This is a genomic window from Methylicorpusculum sp. (genome assembly GCF_030651835.1).
Classification (GTDB): domain Bacteria; phylum Pseudomonadota; class Gammaproteobacteria; order Methylococcales; family Methylomonadaceae; genus Methylicorpusculum.
The window spans coordinates 15,802-32,402 of record NZ_JAUSBX010000062.1 but is presented as its reverse complement, the minus strand read 5'-3'; the positions used below and the strand labels follow the sequence as shown (position 1 = coordinate 32,402).

Sequence of the window (16,601 nt, the reverse complement as noted above, 5' to 3'; positions counted from 1 at the left end):
GGCAAACCCTATGGATGACACACCATCAAGCCACGAACTGCATCATGAAATATTCGGTTCCATCCTGGATAGAACCGAGATGACGCCCTATCTATTGTTGCCGGCAAAGGATTATTCAATAGCTCTGAAACAAGCCGCCAAAATGATGGGCAACAGGGGGTTTGATACGGTAAACAATGATGAACTGCAAGCCAGTGAAAAAATCAGGGCCACTCAATACATCAAACAAACATATAAGTATTTTTTCAATTGGATGTTTCCTTTTGTGAAAAATCAGTTGAACGCGCTTTGTGAAAAGGCGGGTGCTAATTTGGCAATTTACCGACAATGCCTTCAAACCATCGGTCAATTTGAATTAACGTTAAATGATCCTGATTTTCAACACTTAACACTTGAAGACCCCAGACATCTCTTTCTGTTAGCCTCTTCGGGCAAATACCCTAAGGTATTCCATGGTTATCATGACCGGAACATGGAGGTCCCGAAACATTGGCAGGCAAGCGCCTGTGCCTTGCTGAAAATGTGTCATTTAATCAAATCGGTTGAGGAAGACAGTCAGGATATCAATGACTTTGCTCAATTAGGCTTTTTTTTGGAAAGCGAAAAACAAAGTCTGGATGATTTATTCATTTATGACTGGGAAAATCCCCGCCATATACCCGAATGCGAATCCGCGCAGAATGCATTCGTTAAAATATCCACTTTTTTCCATAAATTAAACGAATCCATTTGCCATCATAAAAATCATGGTTACGTCGTGTTCGACAGCGGTGATGGCGTCAGAGTAAAAATCATCGAGATCAAAGCCCGCTTGAAAAGTCCGGAAAGCATGTTCACAAAATTGGGCAAAGACTTAGAGGGCGAAGCCTATGACATCCGGGATATTTTGGCGCTAACCTTTATTCTCAAGGATAAAAACGATACGTTGAAACTCTTTCATGCACTACAGAAAAGAGGCGTTATATTGCAGGAAAATACGGCATCCCATTCGATTACACAAACTCTGTTCGATACGCCAGCCAGCATGAAAGAAGCGGTTAGAAAACTGATGATCAGTTTATCCAGAAGTGCCGGCCGGCAGGATGAGCCGGATGAAGAAGAACTGGCAACCCAGGCACGAGCATTCTATGAAGCGCTGAGTGTCAATGCCGCAAAAAACGAGCACTCATCGCAAGGCCATAGAAAATTCCAATGCAAAATAACGTTCTCCTTGCCCATCCATAGAAAAGCCGATACGCATGAAATTCTGGTCCCCGGAACACCTTTGTACGCGAGAAGAAATCAAATCAACAAAATTACCCAGCAACATACCTTAGGTGTTGAAATCAGAATATCTGATGAACAAAGTTGGCGGGCCTCAGAACAGAAAGGTGAATCGCATCATAACGCCTACAAATTTCGTCAAATTATGGCCGTCATGAATAGGATATTTAAAAACCAGTTTTACTTCCCTGAAGAAAATATTGCTCAACTCAGACAAGATCAAAATCAACTGTTTGGTTAATGCCATCGCAAAGCATCCGCCCTATCTAACTTAGGCTTTGGCGCGGCGCCAGTTTAAATGTGCATCCCCTTCTGCGTAAGCGAGTATGTGAACCTTAAAGTGGACCCCAGATTCTGAATAGTGCTGAGACAGTCAGCCAAGCCCTTATTCCGCCCTGTACGCTTTTTTCAAGATAAACGCATAAAAATCTCTCATTCAATCGCTTAATTTACAGCGCATAAAAAATTAAAATAGGTTAAATAACACAGCGCCCTGTGTCATATGCCCTGTTGCATAAAAAAGCTTATCCCTCCACTTCAAAAAACACTCGTAAACGTTACAGTTAAATCAGTAACCATATGGTTTATAAGGCTGTTTTTCTATAATGGCCACAATTTTGCTAAGTGTTATCCCAAAGAATTTTAATAATTATTCGGAGTTAGGCTCTGCGAGCCAACCCAGCCTTCACGGTACATGACATTGGCTTTGTTGCTTCGCTGAATAGTTACTAATTTTAAGCACTCAATTTGACGACTTCCGTAAAGCACTGAATAAGTCTAATTATTGAGTTTCCCTATTCACCTTCCAGACCCAGATTATTTAAGCATGAATAAAAAAAAAGCATACACACTAACAGGCGTATTGACCCTCCTCAGTATCACTGCATTTATGTCTTTTCAATCTTCACCTGAATTCAGTGATGAACCGGTGCTCGGACATGGCAATCAAGACGCGTTAAGCACAATATACAGTCAGTGGAAAAGTAAGTACGAAGCGAGTGGCGGCAGCCCTACGACACTTAAAATCCCATTAGCTTACTCTCGCATTTTTTCGACGAAGACAACATCAGCGCGAGGACTGTTCAAACTGGATCTCATGAAAGGCGATATATCCGTCCAGGTGAATGGGCTCGATAACAAAAGCTATGACCTATGGCTAGTCGATAATAAGGAGGGCGACCAACAGACAGTAAAACCCGAACTTGCTGACGGCTATTACCGGGTTGGAGAGCTCAACCACAAGGGTAACTCTGCCGAGTTGATTACTCACTTAAAACACGATGAGCTGCAAAATTTTAAAATAGATATGCTGGCCATCACACCCTCCGGCATGAAACCGGATCAAGCAATTGTCATCAGTGGCGCACCTGGCGCATTACAACGCCTGTATTATTCAGACAAGCTATGGGCTTTGACTCAAGTGGGCGAAGTCATTTCAAAACCTAATTCACAGATACCTTTTGAGTTTCTATTACCCAAATCCGCGCAGGCAGCCAATCCAACACAAACCAACCTGGCCAGCGTACTCGGCGCAGAAATCGCTGAAGGACGCCGATTATTCATCAATGAAACCTTCAATGGCAACGGCCGCACTTGCGTTACCTGCCATAGACTGGATAACAACCATACCATCGATCCCAAATATATTGCCAAGCTGCCTAAAAATGACCCTTTGTTTATTGCCGAAACCCGACCCGCTCTCAAGGATTTAGAGAAACCCAGACTGATGCGGGAAATGGGCTTGGTGCTGAGCAATATCGATGGATTTGACAAGCCCGGCGTTATGCGCAGTGTCCCTCATTTACTGGCACTATCGACCAGCATCGCGACTGAGCTGGTCGCCAATAAAGGCGAATTTCCACAAGATGAAGAATTTGTACACGCCTTGGGCTGGTCTGGTGATGGCTCAGTCGGCAATGGTTCCTTGCGTGAATTTACCATCGGCGCAGTCGTTCAGCATTTTCCTAAAACGTTAGACAGACAACCAGGCAAAGACTTCCGCTTACCTACCGACGCGGAATTAACCGCACTTGAGCTGTACATGCTGTCGTTAGGACGCAGTGAAGACTTGAATTTGAGCAAAATGACCTTCAAGTCAGAAATCGTTCAACGCGGAAAAGTTTTATTCGACACCAAAGAAAATCCGGTTGACTCGTCAGGGAAACCGATATTCGGTAAAACAGCTAACTGTAACGGCTGCCATTCCAATGCTGGCGCAATCAGTTCCACGACCAACGGGAATCCTACCCGTGATACCGGCGTAGAAATGATGGCGGATCAAGCCGCAGTCCTGATTGATCCCGACACACCAATGGACGGCGGCTTCGGTACCGATCCTCATGGCGATTGCAGCAGCCTTTTACGCTCGCAACAGGAGGAAGACGCGCCTTGTAACTATGGTGAAGGACGTTTTAACACACCCACATTGGTCGAAGCGGCAGACACGGCGCCCTTCTTTCATAATAACAGCGTCAATACAATAGAAGAGGCCGTTGCCTTCTACAACACCGAGGCATTTAACAATTCTCCCGGACACCTCACCTCTTCTCGCAAAGATCGCCAAGTCAAGATAGGCTCATCGCAAGTAGTTGCGGTTGCCCTCTTTCTGAGAAGCATCAATGCTTTGGAAAATATTCGTAACTCCAATCATTTGCTGGATCAAGCCATGAAACTGAATGCCGCAAACGGAAGAGAAATGGTTAAGCTCGCTATGGCGGATACCGAGGACGCCATTGAGGTGCTGACTGAAGGACAATTATTACCCTATCCCGAAGCGGTAAATAAATTGGAAGCCGCCTATAAACTGGAAGCGGCAGCGGCACTGTTACAAGTCCCAACAATCAGGAACCCCATGCTGAGAAAAGCCAGAGAATTAAAATTGCAAGCCAGATCACTGATAGTCGATATCGCCTCATAATTTGGATGCGTCACCTTACGCCAATGGCACTCACTGCCATTGGCGCTCTATCAATAATCCTCCTCCAGAAGCCATGGAGCTTTGACAAATCTGCAATCATTGCAAGGTTTAAGCCTCGACCCTGATTTAATCACCCGCACTTAAAAAATACTCTTAATCATGTATCAACTGTCACTTTGATGGACTAAAATGATGATTAATTTTGAAACTTGGAAAAATCATTTCAGCCACGAAATTCACAAAAAACCCGAGAAATTACAAATCGATGCTAATCTGCAGGTCACTTAAAGCATGAATAGCCAGAACAAGAAGATACTCACCGTGCCATCCTCTCTCCCTGGAGCGCCTCCTATTGAGGTATATAGGCTATACATTCGGGTTTCTTTAGAGTCATGGATCAGACCTTTCTTGCTTTAAATCTGCTTACAAAGATTGATATCGTTTAATTAATTAAACTGTCCGTTTGGGTTAGGCGACAACCCAAAGCCAACAGATGACCTTTTCGAAAGCTGTATGCTTCAATTGTTGGGTTAGATTCTTCAAGCAAACCTAACCTACACGTTGCATCACCTTAGCTTTGTTGCTCCGCTGAATAGTTTCAATTAATGATTAATTTGCAAATAGAGTTGGGGCTACTTTAATATTTGGCAATAATGATTTCCAAAAACCCTACACTTTCACTCTAACCTGAAAAAAGTGTCACGATACTTCAATTCCGCTATGCAGCGCTGCCGCTAACGTCTCATCCGGCCTGCATGACAAAGTATTTAAACCATTACTCTCACAAAACATAGGGACCCCCCAAATGAAAGCTGTACTCTTCATCAACCGGTTGCTGCTGGTTACCACGCTTGTATTTCTTACGGCCTGCGGCAGTTCACAAGAGCGTGAGCAAAAGTATCTGGAAAAAGCCCAGGCATTTTACGACCAGAATAATCTTGATAAAGCCCGTGTAGAACTGAAAAATGTTCTGCAAATCAACCCCAAAAATATAGATGCCAATTTTCTTTTGGCGGAAGTGGAAGAAAAAAGCCAAAACTGGCAAAAAGTTTTTGGTTTATTGTCCGCCGTGGTTGAAAGTCAACCGGATCGTTTCGATGCTCAAGTTAAACTGGGCAAATTATTTTTAATCAGCGGCAACATCGAGAAAGCGGAAGAAAAAGCCGATTTAGTCCTGGCAAAAGCCCCTGAAAACATTGATGCGCTGGCATTAAAAGGCGCGATATTCCTGCGTAAAGAAGACCCCGTCCAAGCTAAGGCGCTTTTTGAAAAAGTCTTGGCACTGGAACCCGGCCAACAAGATGCGACCTTATTGATGGTCAAAATTTTGGGTGACGAGAAAAAAATTGATGAAGCATTGCAATTGGTTGAATCGTCTTTAAAAATTCATCCTGATGCGATCAATCTTGCACTGGTTAAAATAAATATTCTTACTGCTCAAGGTAAAAAAGATCAGGTTGAAGCCGAGATGAAAGCCTTGACTGCTCAATTTCCGGAGAATGACAATTTAAATTATGGGTTAGCCAAGTTTTATGCAAGCGATAAACGTATTGATGAGGCCGAGCAGGTTTTAATTAATTTAATTAATAAACTGCCTGAAGCTGATGGCCCGAAGTTAGCTTTGGTCGATTTTTTGATCTCACAAAGAAGCAAAGAAATAGCTGAAACCAAATTACTGGCGCTCATCAAGGAAAACCCTAAAAACTTTAGCCTGCGTTTTGCCTTACTCAGAATCTATCAGGATCAACCGGACCGTATCAAGGAAGTGCTGAATAGCATCGTTGCGGATGATCCCGCCGGCAAACATGGACTTGACGCACAAACTCGATTGGCTGCCATCGCAATCAGCGAAAAAGACATGGAAAAAGCCCGTGGGATTCTAGAAGAAGTCATCAAAGCCGATCAAAAAAATAGTAATGCGCTTTTGATGAGGGCAGGCTTATTTCTTAACGAGAAAAATTTTGACGCCGCCACGGCCGATTTAAGAACTGTTTTACGTGATGAACCGGAATCCGAAAAAGCCTTATTATTGCTGGCAAGTACCCACCTCCAAAACGGAAAAATCGATTTGGCCCGTGAATCGCTTGAGAAAATCCTGGCTATCAATCCCAAGAATTTGATTGCATCCCGCGACTTGGCCAGATTGATGGTAAGACAAAACCAGGCCGACGCGGCATTAGCGCTACTGGAAAAAACGCAAGCGAATAGTGACAAAGATGTCGAGACTGTCGTTATGTTGGTCGATTTATACGGGCAACGCAAAGACTGGCCCAAAGCTGAAGCAGCTGCCCAATCGCTGCTGGATCTGAGCGAAAATAAAGAGTTGGCCCATTATAAAATGGCCCAAGTCAATTTAGCGCAAGGAAAGGCAAAAGAAGCAACTGATGAATTCAAAAAAGTACTGGAAATCAAACCTTTTGCTATCGATGCAGTCAGCGGATTGGTTAACAGTTACTTGGCGCAAAAAGACATCAAACAGGCCGAAAAAACGCTGGATGACATATTAGCAAAACAGCCGGAAAACGGTGCTTTCCTGTCCATGCGCGGCGAAATCTATCTCAAACAGAACAAATTTGCCGAAGGCGAGAAACTTTATTCTAAAGTAGTAGAACTCTATCCTAAGTTTGAACAAGGCTATCGCGATCTGGCTTCTGTTTATTTAAGACAGGAACAAACCGATAAAGCACTTAACGTTTATGAAAAAGGATTGGGCGTATTACCCGATAGCGTTCAGCTGTTAATGGAATTTGCAGCGATTAATGAAATCACCAAAAATACTGATGCAGCAATGGCTACTTATGAAAAAGTGCTCACACTTAAACCAAACCATCAGCTTGCTACCAATAATTTAGCCGCATTACTGGCCAACAAAGGTGGTGAAGAAAATATTAAACGGGGATTAACGTTAGCGCAAATCTTTAAAAACTCGGATTTCCCATCATTTCTGGATACCTTTGGCTGGTTGAGTTATCTGAATGATCAGACAGATGACGCAGTAGCCGCGTTAGAAAAAGCCGTTGCGAAAGAAACGCGAATTCCCGACCTTTATTATCACTTGGGCATGATCTATCTGAAAAAAGGACGCAATGAAGACGCAAAACAAGCATTTGAAAAAGCGCTTTCCCTCAATACCGCTTTTGATGATGCCGATAAAGCTAAAACTGAACTTGAAAAACTGAAAACAGACTCATAAACCTTATCAAAGCTGCTTGGCCTATCACCCGTAATAATGCGGGTGATAGATTCAATGATTAACGCTGTTCGGCTCAAAAAGCGTTAAATCCCAAAACTTAGTCCCTTACACGAAGACTGTATTGTTCAGCAACTTCCCGTGAATTTCGCTTTAACAAATAAGCGGCATCAAAAGATTTCAGGTCAAATCACGCAATTTCTTTATGGAAGTGTGTCATATGACGCATTACAGAATTTTCTCTTTTCCTAAAAAAAATGATCTGAAGCCTCAATAAATAAATCGGTTTTAAAAACGTCACGTCACTATCAAATGATTATTTTAATTTCAATATAATCAGTCACTTATTTTTCCCTTAAAAAAAAGAAAATTACACTCCCCTTTTTGATAATTATTGGCTCACTAATTGCTTAATGCAAGATCATACTGACTTAATCAATTATATCAGTAGATCGCCACACCTGTTGCGAGACAGGGCCGGAAAGCCTATGGGTCTTGAATCATTTGATTTCAAGATAGCCGGGTCGCCTCCTTTCAAAAAGGAGGTCTGCTTAGCTTTGCGTTTTAATGAAGCCGGCAGACATCACTTCTTTTATTAGCAAATAATCCATGAGGGCTCTAAAAGTGATGACAACTAAATTAGCAAAAGCTGTATCTATGGCAATTGCAGGTTCAGCCTTAACAATCGGTTCCATTTCAAGCGCATCTGCGCACGTTATGTACAATATTTTTCAAACTGCCTCACCCAGTGCAACAGATGGCTGGGTCCGTATTGCCGATACCAATAATGATGGAAAAAAAACCGGCCCTGAAAGCCAGGGCAATAAAGGCAGTGTCGTGCCTTGGGTTGGCACTGCAGGCAATGCATTGCCTTTTGGTTACACCGGTTCATCTCATTTAAACTGGGCGGCTGCGCTTCATTCTGCAGGCGATACCTATGAAGTATCCACTCAAAATGCATTAGATAGATACGGCTTTAAAGCGGAAATTGATACCGGCGCTGGCGCTTGGCAGGATGCCGATGGCCCTACCGGATGGAAGCACCAAACCGATATCGGCTTAATCAAAGCGGATGAAGACATGTGGGTTACGTTAAAACCGTCAGTGGTTACCGGAACTGGATTTGATATTCAAAACTTCGGCATCACAGTATTTACCGGAATGGACACCAACACCGGAAACTACTCTCACCATGGCTCTTGGAATAATGCCACTAAACCTTTTACCAGTGACAACCCGTTCGGAACAACAGGCCTCACTTACTTAACTCACAGCGGAACTGTTGACGCGGATAATGGGTTGTCATTCTTAGCCTTAGCCGGTCAAATCTATTCTGTTTACTTGGGAGGGGCAGGCGTAGGCCGCTGGAACGCAAATGTCGCTGACTACAAACTGGAAATCAGCACAGCTGCAAACACGTCACCAGTTCCCGTCCCTGCGGCTGTCTGGCTGATGGGTAGTGGTCTGGTAGGCTTGATGTCATTTGGCCGTAAAAAAGAAAAAACTGCATAATCGCTCAAATACACCCATTCAATAAGCAGCTCTTCCGCCGGACTAAAGGATTTTATCTCAACTGTTCTTAAAGCCTGTTTAAGTTAACAGACCAATCAAGAACAACAAAACCGGCGAGCCAAGGATGGCTTTTCCTGCTTAAATCCGCAATTCACCTGGGTAAAAAACCACATAGTTTCAGCAATTCCCAGTTTGATATTTTCAGCGTCATTTTGGGCGGGAAAAAGCTTTGCTGGAATGCATCAACAGCGCTACTCGCGAGGTTGACAACAAGCCTCAAAGTCTCATTAAAAGTTCAAACCGGAAATTGCCGAGAAGAATACGGCGGGTGGAATCAGAGCAACTCGCATTGTTCTTAAAGATCAATCTTAAAGTCCAAGCCATAGGCTATGAGTGCCATCCATAAATAAATAAATAAATAAATAAATACAGATTAAACCTATGGCTCTGGACGATAAGGCAAAAAAGACGGCTTATTTAACCTGTTTTTTTATGACAACCTTGTCATCAATAATTAACTCGGAAATGCCTCCGAGCGTTAAATGTAGCGTGCAGGAGGCGTTTTTGAATTTTTCGGTTTCACCTTTGTACATTAAGGTGATGAAAGTGGATTTATCGGATTTTGTCTCGGAAGGAAAATAGACCTGCTCTCCGGTCTCTTTTAATACCGCAGCCGGACATTTCTGGCCAGCCATAGTCTGCATCGAGCTGTACGAAAGCATCATCGATGATGCTTCCATCTCTTCCGGGGTCTTCTCCTTACTGGTACCCACAATCAGAAATCCAATAATGATGACCCCTAAGACGGCTCCGATTATTTTTTGTGTTTCAGACATAAAATGTCCTCATAAAGTTTGATTAAGAATTAATTTAAAACAGAACTTTCATTTGCCAGATACAAACCGGCAGAAAATTCTATGTCATTCCGGTTGACTCAGCAATGCCGCCAGATAATAAACTTACAAATTATCCGGATTAATCAAAATTCAACGCCCTGCTCCGCTTTAATCCCTTTCGAAAAAGCATGCTTGACCGGCATCATTTCCGTGACGGTATCAGCAATTTCTATGACTTCAGGCGATGCATTACGCCCTGTTAACACCAGATGTAGCCATTTGGGTTTGTCGTTGGCAATGAAGTCGGCAATTTCCTGTCCGGAAATCCAGTTATAGCCGCAGCAATAATTGATCTCATCCAGCAAAACAAAATCAAACTCTTCGGACAGAATTTTCTGCTTACTGAATTCCCAAATCTCCCGGCTGGTTTTAATATCCTGCTCCGGATTTTTGGTGTCCCAGGTAAAGCCATCACCAAGCGCATGCCACTCGATATTGTCAAACTTCTCAGCCGCCCTCTGTTCACCGGTTTGCCATTGGCCTTTGATAAACTGAATGACACAGACTTTCATCCCCCATCCCGCTGCCCGAAATACCATGCCGAATGCACTTGAGGATTTACCTTTACCCTCACCGGTATTGACTACAACAATGCCGTGGCGTCTTTCTTTTACTTTCATAAATGCTCCTTGAATAATGCGGTGTATTGTAATCTCGGATAGCGTCATCGATTAAATCATTTCATACTTTTCAGCGATTCCCTGTTTGATGAAAAAAGGGATAGGCGTAAGCTTTGCGGGAATGTCGGCTGCAGGGATGCTGCCGTCAAGCCCCCATGGATGGGTCTACGGCGTTTCTCGCAAGGCTTACGCTGCCCCTCAAAACCACATTAAAAGTTCAAACTGGGAATTGCTGCATAGACCTCCTAATGGTGAAGATCACGAATTACTTGTTTTTCATCCAGCAGTCTTAAGCCCTCACTAAAGAAATGTTTTTTAGACACCTTGCTCTTGTTAAAATGGCCCCTTCAAAAAACACACTTATTGAGATCCATGGACGTCATAAAACGCATCGCAGAAGAATTAGCTGTTTCTCTCCATCAGGTCAGTGCCGCCGTTTCACTATTGGATGAGGGTTCCACTGTCCCTTTCATTGCCCGATACCGTAAAGAAGCAACGGGCGGATTGGACGATACCCAATTAAGAAACCTGGAAGAGCGGTTAATTTATCTGCGCGAGTTAAACGAGCGTCGAACAACCATTTTGGACAGCATTGGCAGCCAAGGTAAACTCACTCCCGATCTTGAGCAAGCCATACAAAATGCGGACACTAAAACACTTTTGGAAGATTTATACTTACCGTACAAACCCAAAAGGCGTACTAAAGCGCAAATTGCCCGCGAAGCGGGACTGGAACCTCTTGCCGACGCGCTTCTGGAAAACCGCAACCTGATCCCCGATGAAGCGGCGCTCGCTTATCTCAATAACGAGCTGGGTATAAACGACAGTTCGGCCGCATTGGAAGGCGCGAGGCAAATTATCATGGAACGTATTTCAGAAGATGCTGCATTGTTGTCGGAACTAAGGGAACGGGTCTGGCAAAAAGGCATCATGCATGCCACGCTCGTCCCGAATAAAGAACAGGAAGCCGCAAAATTTAAAGACTATTTCGATTATCAGGAAGCGATCGATAAAATCCCCTCGCATCGTGCCCTCGCTCTTTTCCGTGGACGCAATGAAGATTTGCTTAATCTCTCGCTAAAACCCGGAACAGATGAAAAGGAAGAACATTTACGCTGCGAACAATGGGTTGCAAGACACCTTAATATCACGGACATCAGCAAACCCGCCGAGGCCTGGCTGGCCGAAACTGCGCGTTATGCCTGGAAAATCAAGCTTTACACGCGTATTGATCTGGACTTGAAACTCAGACTAAAGGAAGCCGCCGAACAAGAGGCTATACGCGTATTTGCAAATAACTTACGTGATTTATTACTGGCAGCCCCTGCCGGCCCAAAAGCAACAATGGGTTTGGATCCAGGTATTCGAACCGGAGTAAAAGTCGCAGTCGTCGACCCTACCGGAAAAGTCCTTGCGACCGATACTATTTATCCCCACCAGCCAAAGAACCAATGGGATGAATCGATAGCTCGGCTGGCGCGTCACATCAAGCACTATCAAGTCGATCTGGTCAGCATCGGTAATGGCACGGCATCTCGGGAAACAGACCAACTGGTCGCTGATGTGATGAAGCGCCACCCCGAGCTTACATTCAGCAAATTGACCGTATCAGAAGCAGGCGCATCCGTTTATTCGGCATCAGAGCTGGCGGCCAAAGAATTCCCCGATCTGGACGTATCGCTCAGAGGTGCCGTGTCGATCGCCAGACGTCTCCAAGACCCGCTGGCTGAACTGGTTAAAATTGATCCGAAGTCGATTGGCGTGGGCCAGTATCAGCATGACGTCAATCAGGCGCAATTGGCCCGGATGCTGGATACTGTAGTTGAGGATTGCGTTAATGCAGTAGGCGTTGATGTCAACACGGCTTCGGTCGCTTTGTTGAAACAGGTCTCTGGTTTATCTGCTGGAGTCAGTGAAAATATCGTCGCTTTCCGTGATCAAAATGGTCCTTTCAAAAATCGCGCGCAACTTAAAAAAGTACCTCGTTTAGGCGAAAAGGCATTTGAACAGGCCGCTGGTTTTTTGCGCGTCATGAATGGCACCAATCCTCTGGATGCCTCTGCCGTCCATCCGGAAGCTTATCCGGTCGTCGAAGCCATCATCGGAAAAACCGGCAAATCCATCCGTGATCTGCTGGGCCAAAGCAGTTTTTTAAGAACTCTAGAGCCCGCAAATTTTACCAATGAAAAATTTGGTCTGCCCACGGTCACCGATATCATTAAAGAGCTTGAAAAGCCGGGCCGTGACCCGCGCCCTGAATTCAAAAGTGTCAAATATAAAGAAGGCGTCGAAAAAATTACCGATTTAAAACCGGGCATGATCCTGGAAGGTGTTGTCACCAATGTGGCCAATTTCGGCGCGTTTGTCGACATTGGCGTTCACCAGGACGGTCTGGTGCACATATCCCATCTGGCTGATGAATTTGTCAAAGACCCGCGCACCGTTGTAAAAACCGGTGACATGGTATCAGTTAAAGTACTGGAGGTGGATGTCAGCAGACAACGTATCGCCTTGACAATGAAAAAAGATACACCAACACATGCGGTCAAACCAACACCCCAACCTCAAAACAATCATAAGGCCAAACAGTCTCCGGAAAAACCGCTTCAGGGCTCCATGGCTAATGCTTTTGCCAAGGCGCTGAAAAAATAAAACGCCGATGCTCTGCTATACTCTTCCCTAAATTAATCTGACCGGCAGGATTTGACATGACAAAATATCGACGCGTTATTGTGGGACTCTCAACCCTTGGGCTCTGCTCTTTTTTAAATTCCGCAGTACTTGCCGATACGTCTTTCCGCCCGGGCGGCAGCTATGGTGAAAAAATCGGTCATAAAGCATTGACCGGCTTTACCAATATAGTCTCCAGCCCTCTTGAAATTCCGAAAAACGTAATTAACACGACCAATCAAAGCAATATTTTCTATGGTTTGGTCGGTGGGACATTCAAGGGGATTGTAAATATGGGAGGTCGAATCGGCGTAGGAGTTGCCGACTTGATTACCTTTCCGCTTCCAACCCAGCCTATTGCCCAACCGGTTTATATCTGGGACGATTTTGATACGGATACCACCTACGGAGATACTTACAGACTGGACAAATCAAAACAGATTAGAAAACCCAGGCCCACCCCAATCGCCGAGCAGGTTAATGTACCGACGCCTGTGCCATCTCCTCCTGTTCAATATAACGAGACCTATCTGAATAACGATAATACACAAAAAATGGACGTGATTTTTCAAGACAAGATGATGAAATAACTGTTTTATAGTAACTTTTATGCGGCAAAAAGTGAGTTTTTCCCGTAAAAATCAGCGTTTACAAAACTGATGAGTTGATTCAAACCTGCTGTAACTGCTCTTAAATCGCAATCTTATGGAATTTAATCTAGTTTCGGCGGGGTCTATAAAAAACTGTCAAACCGTGGCGTCCATGCCGGTATGACAATTAAGAGGAATAAAGTCTGTAAGCTTAATGTGCTAATCGCTTATAAATCAAATGGGTTCAGGTCAAACAGTTTAAAAGTCCAAATCGAAATCTTCTATATCGCCAAATTCTTCTTTAAGCCTTCGTTTTTCCCAATACAATTCAATTTTTCTACGCGAGTCCACTTTGTCATAATTTGATCCTGCTTTTGCCTGGATCGAGCCCTCTGATTCGTCTGATTCGTCGACCGCGATAACAACAGCATCTTCGTCGTCATAATCCATATCTTCGGACAATACATCTGACGTAGAACCGGCCATAATTTTGCCTCCGTAATTAAAAAATGCTTTTTATCGCGATAATTTTGCAAAGTAAAGCGTTTTTTATTGAGCAACGCTTAATTTCTCTAGCTCGAAAACTCTTGATCTGCTGAATTTACCTACCCATTATCTCTTTATTTATTCTCAAGACTATAGTCCATGACTTTAACTCTGGTGATAACAAATAATGCGATAACCTGCCGGTGATTCAAATTAACTTGAAAATTTGCTCATAAACAGCGATTATCAAGATACTGTTTTAATTACCCAGAATCAATATCCAGTCTATGCGGAGGAAATTTTTAATGCTCATCCGTCGAATTTTTCGGCCTACCTTGCTTAATTGCTTCTTACTTTTTCCAGTTTATTCAGTCGTTATCTCTTGCTCAAGCACGCCGCCTCCTTACGAAGAAATTACCCGTAGCTCCTATGTAATTGAAGAAGCTCAGGAAGATGGAGCCCAAACCCATGCTCCGCTGGAGTTGAGACAAGCTCATCAAACCCTTGAAAAAGCCCAACAGGCATTAAAAGATGAACGTTATGAAGAAGCCAGAAATTTCGCATCTATCGCAGAGATTGAAGCAGAATTAGCCAAATCAAAGACAGAAGCCATTAAAAACAAACAGGCGGCGGAAGATATTCAGGAGAGTATCCTGGTGTTGAAACAAGAGTCGCTGCGTTATCAATCTGTTAAACAATAAGCAGTCCAAACTACCTATTTTATTTTTTCAACGTTGTAAAAAAACCGATGATGACGACCGCTAAGCTGACTTTTGTTTGTTCTTTGATTCTTTTAATATCCGCCTGTGCCACTCAACCTAATCCGGATATAGTAAAAGCAGAAATTCTGGTAAGGAGCTTGCAAAACGACCCCATCATTGCTGAAAAAGCACCGGTCGCATTAAGAGAGGCAGAAGAATCGCTTCATGCTTTAAAAACACTGGAGAATGAAGGAGCCGATAACGCTACGCTTCAGAGACAGGCCTACAAAACCCAGCTCAGAACTCAAATTGCGCAACACAAGGCCGACAGTGCGATTGCCAAAGAAATCATTACCCAAGCCCAATCGGAACGAAAAAATATTCAACTTGAAGCGCGGACCATGGAGGCTGATTTAAGAGCGAGGCAAGCTCAAGAAGCCCAGAAAAAAGCCGAACAAGCCTTAAGAGAATCCGAAGAAGCCCGACTTAAAGCCGAAGATCTGGCAAGACAATTAACTGAATTGCAAGCCCAAGCTACAGACAGAGGCATGGTCCTCACCTTGGGTGACGTATTATTCGATTACAACAAAGCTGACATTAATGAGGGCGGACTGCGTATTCTCACCAAATTGGTCGAGTTTCTTGAAAAATATCCGGAACGCAATGTGCTTATTGAAGGTCACACGGACAGCACTGGGTCTGATGTTTATAATCAGACTTTATCGGAAAAAAGAGCCGAAGCGGTTAAAGTTGCTTTAAATCACCAAGGCATTCACCCTAGCAGAATCAATGCCGTGGGTTACGGTAAAACCTACCCGATAGCGTCCAACGACACTGAATTGGGAAAACAACAAAATCGCCGGGTGGAGATCATTCTATCGGATGAACACGGCGTCATCAAAAGCCGCTAAAGCCGCCGGATATTTCATATTGCAGCCGGATTCAGTTCGTTTTTGACTTAGTTCTATGCGCCTCTATTAATTTGAGGTGGCTTCTTTTCAGCTTCAGGTCAGTAATCAACCTTGTCAAAAATACTACTTGCTATCAGACGCTTTGTTATTGCTGTTAGCCTCTTATTCATTGTCTTATCATTGGTCGCAATCGGTACACTGAAATATTTACCACCGCCCACTACTGCGTTCATGCTCATTCGTCATTTAGAGGAATTTGAACAAGGCAAGACCTTTCGTCCGATTAAATATGAATGGATAAATCGTTCGCATATTTCAAACCATGCCCGGCAAGCAGTCATTGCTTCCGAAGACCAGCGCTTTTATTCACATCGAGGATTTGATACCGAAGCGATTTCTCAAGCACTGACCCAGTATCAAAAAGGCGGCAAACTTCGTGGAGCCAGTACAATCAGTCAACAAGTCGCGAAAAACCTGTTTTTAACGCCCGCTCGCAACATGGGCAGGAAGGCCCTTGAGTTTTGGTTTACTGCCCTGATTGAGCTTGTATGGGACAAGCAGCGCATACTTGAGGTGTATCTCAATATTGCTGAGTTTGGTGATCATCTGTTTGGCATCGGGGCGGCCAGCCGTTACTATTTTGGAGTGTCCGCAGACCAGCTGACACCAAAACATGCAGCACTACTTGCGGCCATTTTGCCCAGTCCAAGACGCTACAGCCCGATCAATCCCAGTCCTTATTTGATCAAACGCCAAGCCTGGATTCTCAAACAAATGCATAATCTTAGGCATTGATAGCAGCAATTCCCAGTTTGAAATTTTCAGCGTCACTTTGGGCTGGGAAA

Annotated in this window: 13 protein-coding genes and 1 riboswitch; of the genes, 9 read left to right on the top strand and 4 right to left on the bottom strand. The window is 44.0% G+C overall.

All coding sequences use genetic code 11. The features are described 5' to 3' along the window. Positions 1-10 precede the first annotated feature (10 nt). The 3 genes from Q7V32_RS08185 (at position 11) to Q7V32_RS08175 (ending at position 7,373) form a co-directional block, all read left to right on the top strand. A complete protein-coding gene (locus Q7V32_RS08185; protein WP_304896488.1) occupies positions 11-1,504 on the top strand; it encodes a hypothetical protein in 1,494 nt (497 codons plus the stop codon). Positions 1,505-2,089: 585 nt separating this feature from the next. Beyond that, complete coding sequence (locus Q7V32_RS08180; RefSeq protein WP_304896487.1) at positions 2,090-4,180, top strand: hypothetical protein; 2,091 nt, start codon at positions 2,090-2,092, stop codon at positions 4,178-4,180. Between the two features lie 805 nt (positions 4,181-4,985). Further along, complete coding sequence (locus Q7V32_RS08175) at positions 4,986-7,373, top strand: tetratricopeptide repeat protein (RefSeq protein WP_304896486.1); 2,388 nt, start codon at positions 4,986-4,988, stop codon at positions 7,371-7,373. Between the two features lie 441 nt (positions 7,374-7,814). Then, positions 7,815-7,902: riboswitch (cyclic di-GMP riboswitch) on the top strand. A gap of 19 nt (positions 7,903-7,921) precedes the next feature. On the opposite strand, the gene Q7V32_RS08170 is transcribed toward Q7V32_RS08175, so the two are convergent. Next, on the bottom strand, positions 7,922-8,065 hold the full coding sequence (locus Q7V32_RS08170; RefSeq protein WP_304896485.1) for a hypothetical protein: 144 nt from the start codon (positions 8,063-8,065) through the stop codon (positions 7,922-7,924). A 22-nt stretch (positions 8,066-8,087) separates the two neighbouring features. On the opposite strand from Q7V32_RS08170, the gene Q7V32_RS08165 reads away from it, so the two are divergent. After that, on the top strand, positions 8,088-8,882 hold the full coding sequence (locus Q7V32_RS08165; RefSeq protein WP_304896484.1) for a VPLPA-CTERM sorting domain-containing protein: 795 nt from the start codon (positions 8,088-8,090) through the stop codon (positions 8,880-8,882). A 473-nt stretch (positions 8,883-9,355) separates the two neighbouring features. Here Q7V32_RS08165 and Q7V32_RS08160 read toward each other — a convergent pair whose 3' ends face one another. Beyond that, positions 9,356-9,718, bottom strand: a complete 363-nt coding sequence (locus Q7V32_RS08160) for a hypothetical protein (protein WP_159652669.1) — start codon at positions 9,716-9,718, stop codon at positions 9,356-9,358. Between the two features lie 143 nt (positions 9,719-9,861). Next, a complete protein-coding gene (gene cobO / locus Q7V32_RS08155) occupies positions 9,862-10,398 on the bottom strand; it encodes a cob(I)yrinic acid a,c-diamide adenosyltransferase (RefSeq protein ID WP_304896483.1) in 537 nt (178 codons plus the stop codon). Between the two features lie 372 nt (positions 10,399-10,770). On the opposite strand from cobO, the gene Q7V32_RS08150 reads away from it, so the two are divergent. Both Q7V32_RS08150 and Q7V32_RS08145 read left to right on the top strand, forming a co-directional pair. Then, positions 10,771-13,050, top strand: a complete 2,280-nt coding sequence (locus Q7V32_RS08150; RefSeq protein WP_304896482.1) for a Tex family protein — start codon at positions 10,771-10,773, stop codon at positions 13,048-13,050. Positions 13,051-13,106: 56 nt separating this feature from the next. Continuing rightward, positions 13,107-13,658 (top strand): exosortase system-associated protein, TIGR04073 family, encoded by a 552-nt coding sequence (locus tag Q7V32_RS08145; protein ID WP_304896481.1) that lies wholly within the window; start codon positions 13,107-13,109, stop codon positions 13,656-13,658. A gap of 258 nt (positions 13,659-13,916) precedes the next feature. Here the strand turns inward: Q7V32_RS08145 and Q7V32_RS08140 are convergent, their stop codons facing one another. Further along, positions 13,917-14,144 (bottom strand): PA3496 family putative envelope integrity protein, encoded by a 228-nt coding sequence (locus Q7V32_RS08140; protein WP_304896480.1) that lies wholly within the window; start codon positions 14,142-14,144, stop codon positions 13,917-13,919. A gap of 305 nt (positions 14,145-14,449) precedes the next feature. Here Q7V32_RS08140 and Q7V32_RS08135 point away from each other — a divergent pair, with 305 nt between their 5' ends. The 3 genes from Q7V32_RS08135 (at position 14,450) to mtgA (ending at position 16,551) form a co-directional block, all read left to right on the top strand. Then, the gene (locus Q7V32_RS08135) at positions 14,450-14,845 is read left to right on the top strand and encodes a DUF4398 domain-containing protein (protein WP_304896479.1); all 396 of its coding nucleotides are present in this window, start codon (positions 14,450-14,452) and stop codon (positions 14,843-14,845) included. 83 nt (positions 14,846-14,928) lie between these two features. Next, positions 14,929-15,756, top strand: a complete 828-nt coding sequence (locus Q7V32_RS08130; protein WP_304896478.1) for an OmpA family protein — start codon at positions 14,929-14,931, stop codon at positions 15,754-15,756. A gap of 111 nt (positions 15,757-15,867) precedes the next feature. After that, positions 15,868-16,551, top strand: coding sequence for a monofunctional biosynthetic peptidoglycan transglycosylase (gene mtgA, locus Q7V32_RS08125; protein WP_304896477.1), 684 nt, complete (start codon positions 15,868-15,870; stop codon positions 16,549-16,551). Positions 16,552-16,601 lie beyond the last annotated feature (50 nt).

What these genes read in the sequence shown, in the direction of transcription:
- Q7V32_RS08145 (WP_304896481.1), top strand. Translation starts at nt 13,107, where the DNA reads ATGACAAAATATCGACGCGTTATTGTGGGACTCTCAACCCTTGGGCTC.
- Q7V32_RS08165 (WP_304896484.1), top strand. Translation starts at nt 8,088, where the DNA reads ATGTACAATATTTTTCAAACTGCCTCACCCAGTGCAACAGATGGCTGG.
- Q7V32_RS08170 (WP_304896485.1), bottom strand. Translation starts at nt 8,065, where the DNA reads ATGGAACCGATTGTTAAGGCTGAACCTGCAATTGCCATAGATACAGCT.
- Q7V32_RS08160 (WP_159652669.1), bottom strand. Translation starts at nt 9,718, where the DNA reads ATGTCTGAAACACAAAAAATAATCGGAGCCGTCTTAGGGGTCATCATT.
- Q7V32_RS08185 (WP_304896488.1), top strand. Translation starts at nt 11, where the DNA reads ATGGATGACACACCATCAAGCCACGAACTGCATCATGAAATATTCGGT.
- Q7V32_RS08135 (WP_304896479.1), top strand. Translation starts at nt 14,450, where the DNA reads ATGCTCATCCGTCGAATTTTTCGGCCTACCTTGCTTAATTGCTTCTTA.
- Q7V32_RS08175 (WP_304896486.1), top strand. Translation starts at nt 4,986, where the DNA reads ATGAAAGCTGTACTCTTCATCAACCGGTTGCTGCTGGTTACCACGCTT.
- Q7V32_RS08140 (WP_304896480.1), bottom strand. Translation starts at nt 14,144, where the DNA reads ATGGCCGGTTCTACGTCAGATGTATTGTCCGAAGATATGGATTATGAC.
- cobO (WP_304896483.1), bottom strand. Translation starts at nt 10,398, where the DNA reads ATGAAAGTAAAAGAAAGACGCCACGGCATTGTTGTAGTCAATACCGGT.
- Q7V32_RS08180 (WP_304896487.1), top strand. Translation starts at nt 2,090, where the DNA reads ATGAATAAAAAAAAAGCATACACACTAACAGGCGTATTGACCCTCCTC.
- Q7V32_RS08150 (WP_304896482.1), top strand. Translation starts at nt 10,771, where the DNA reads ATGGACGTCATAAAACGCATCGCAGAAGAATTAGCTGTTTCTCTCCAT.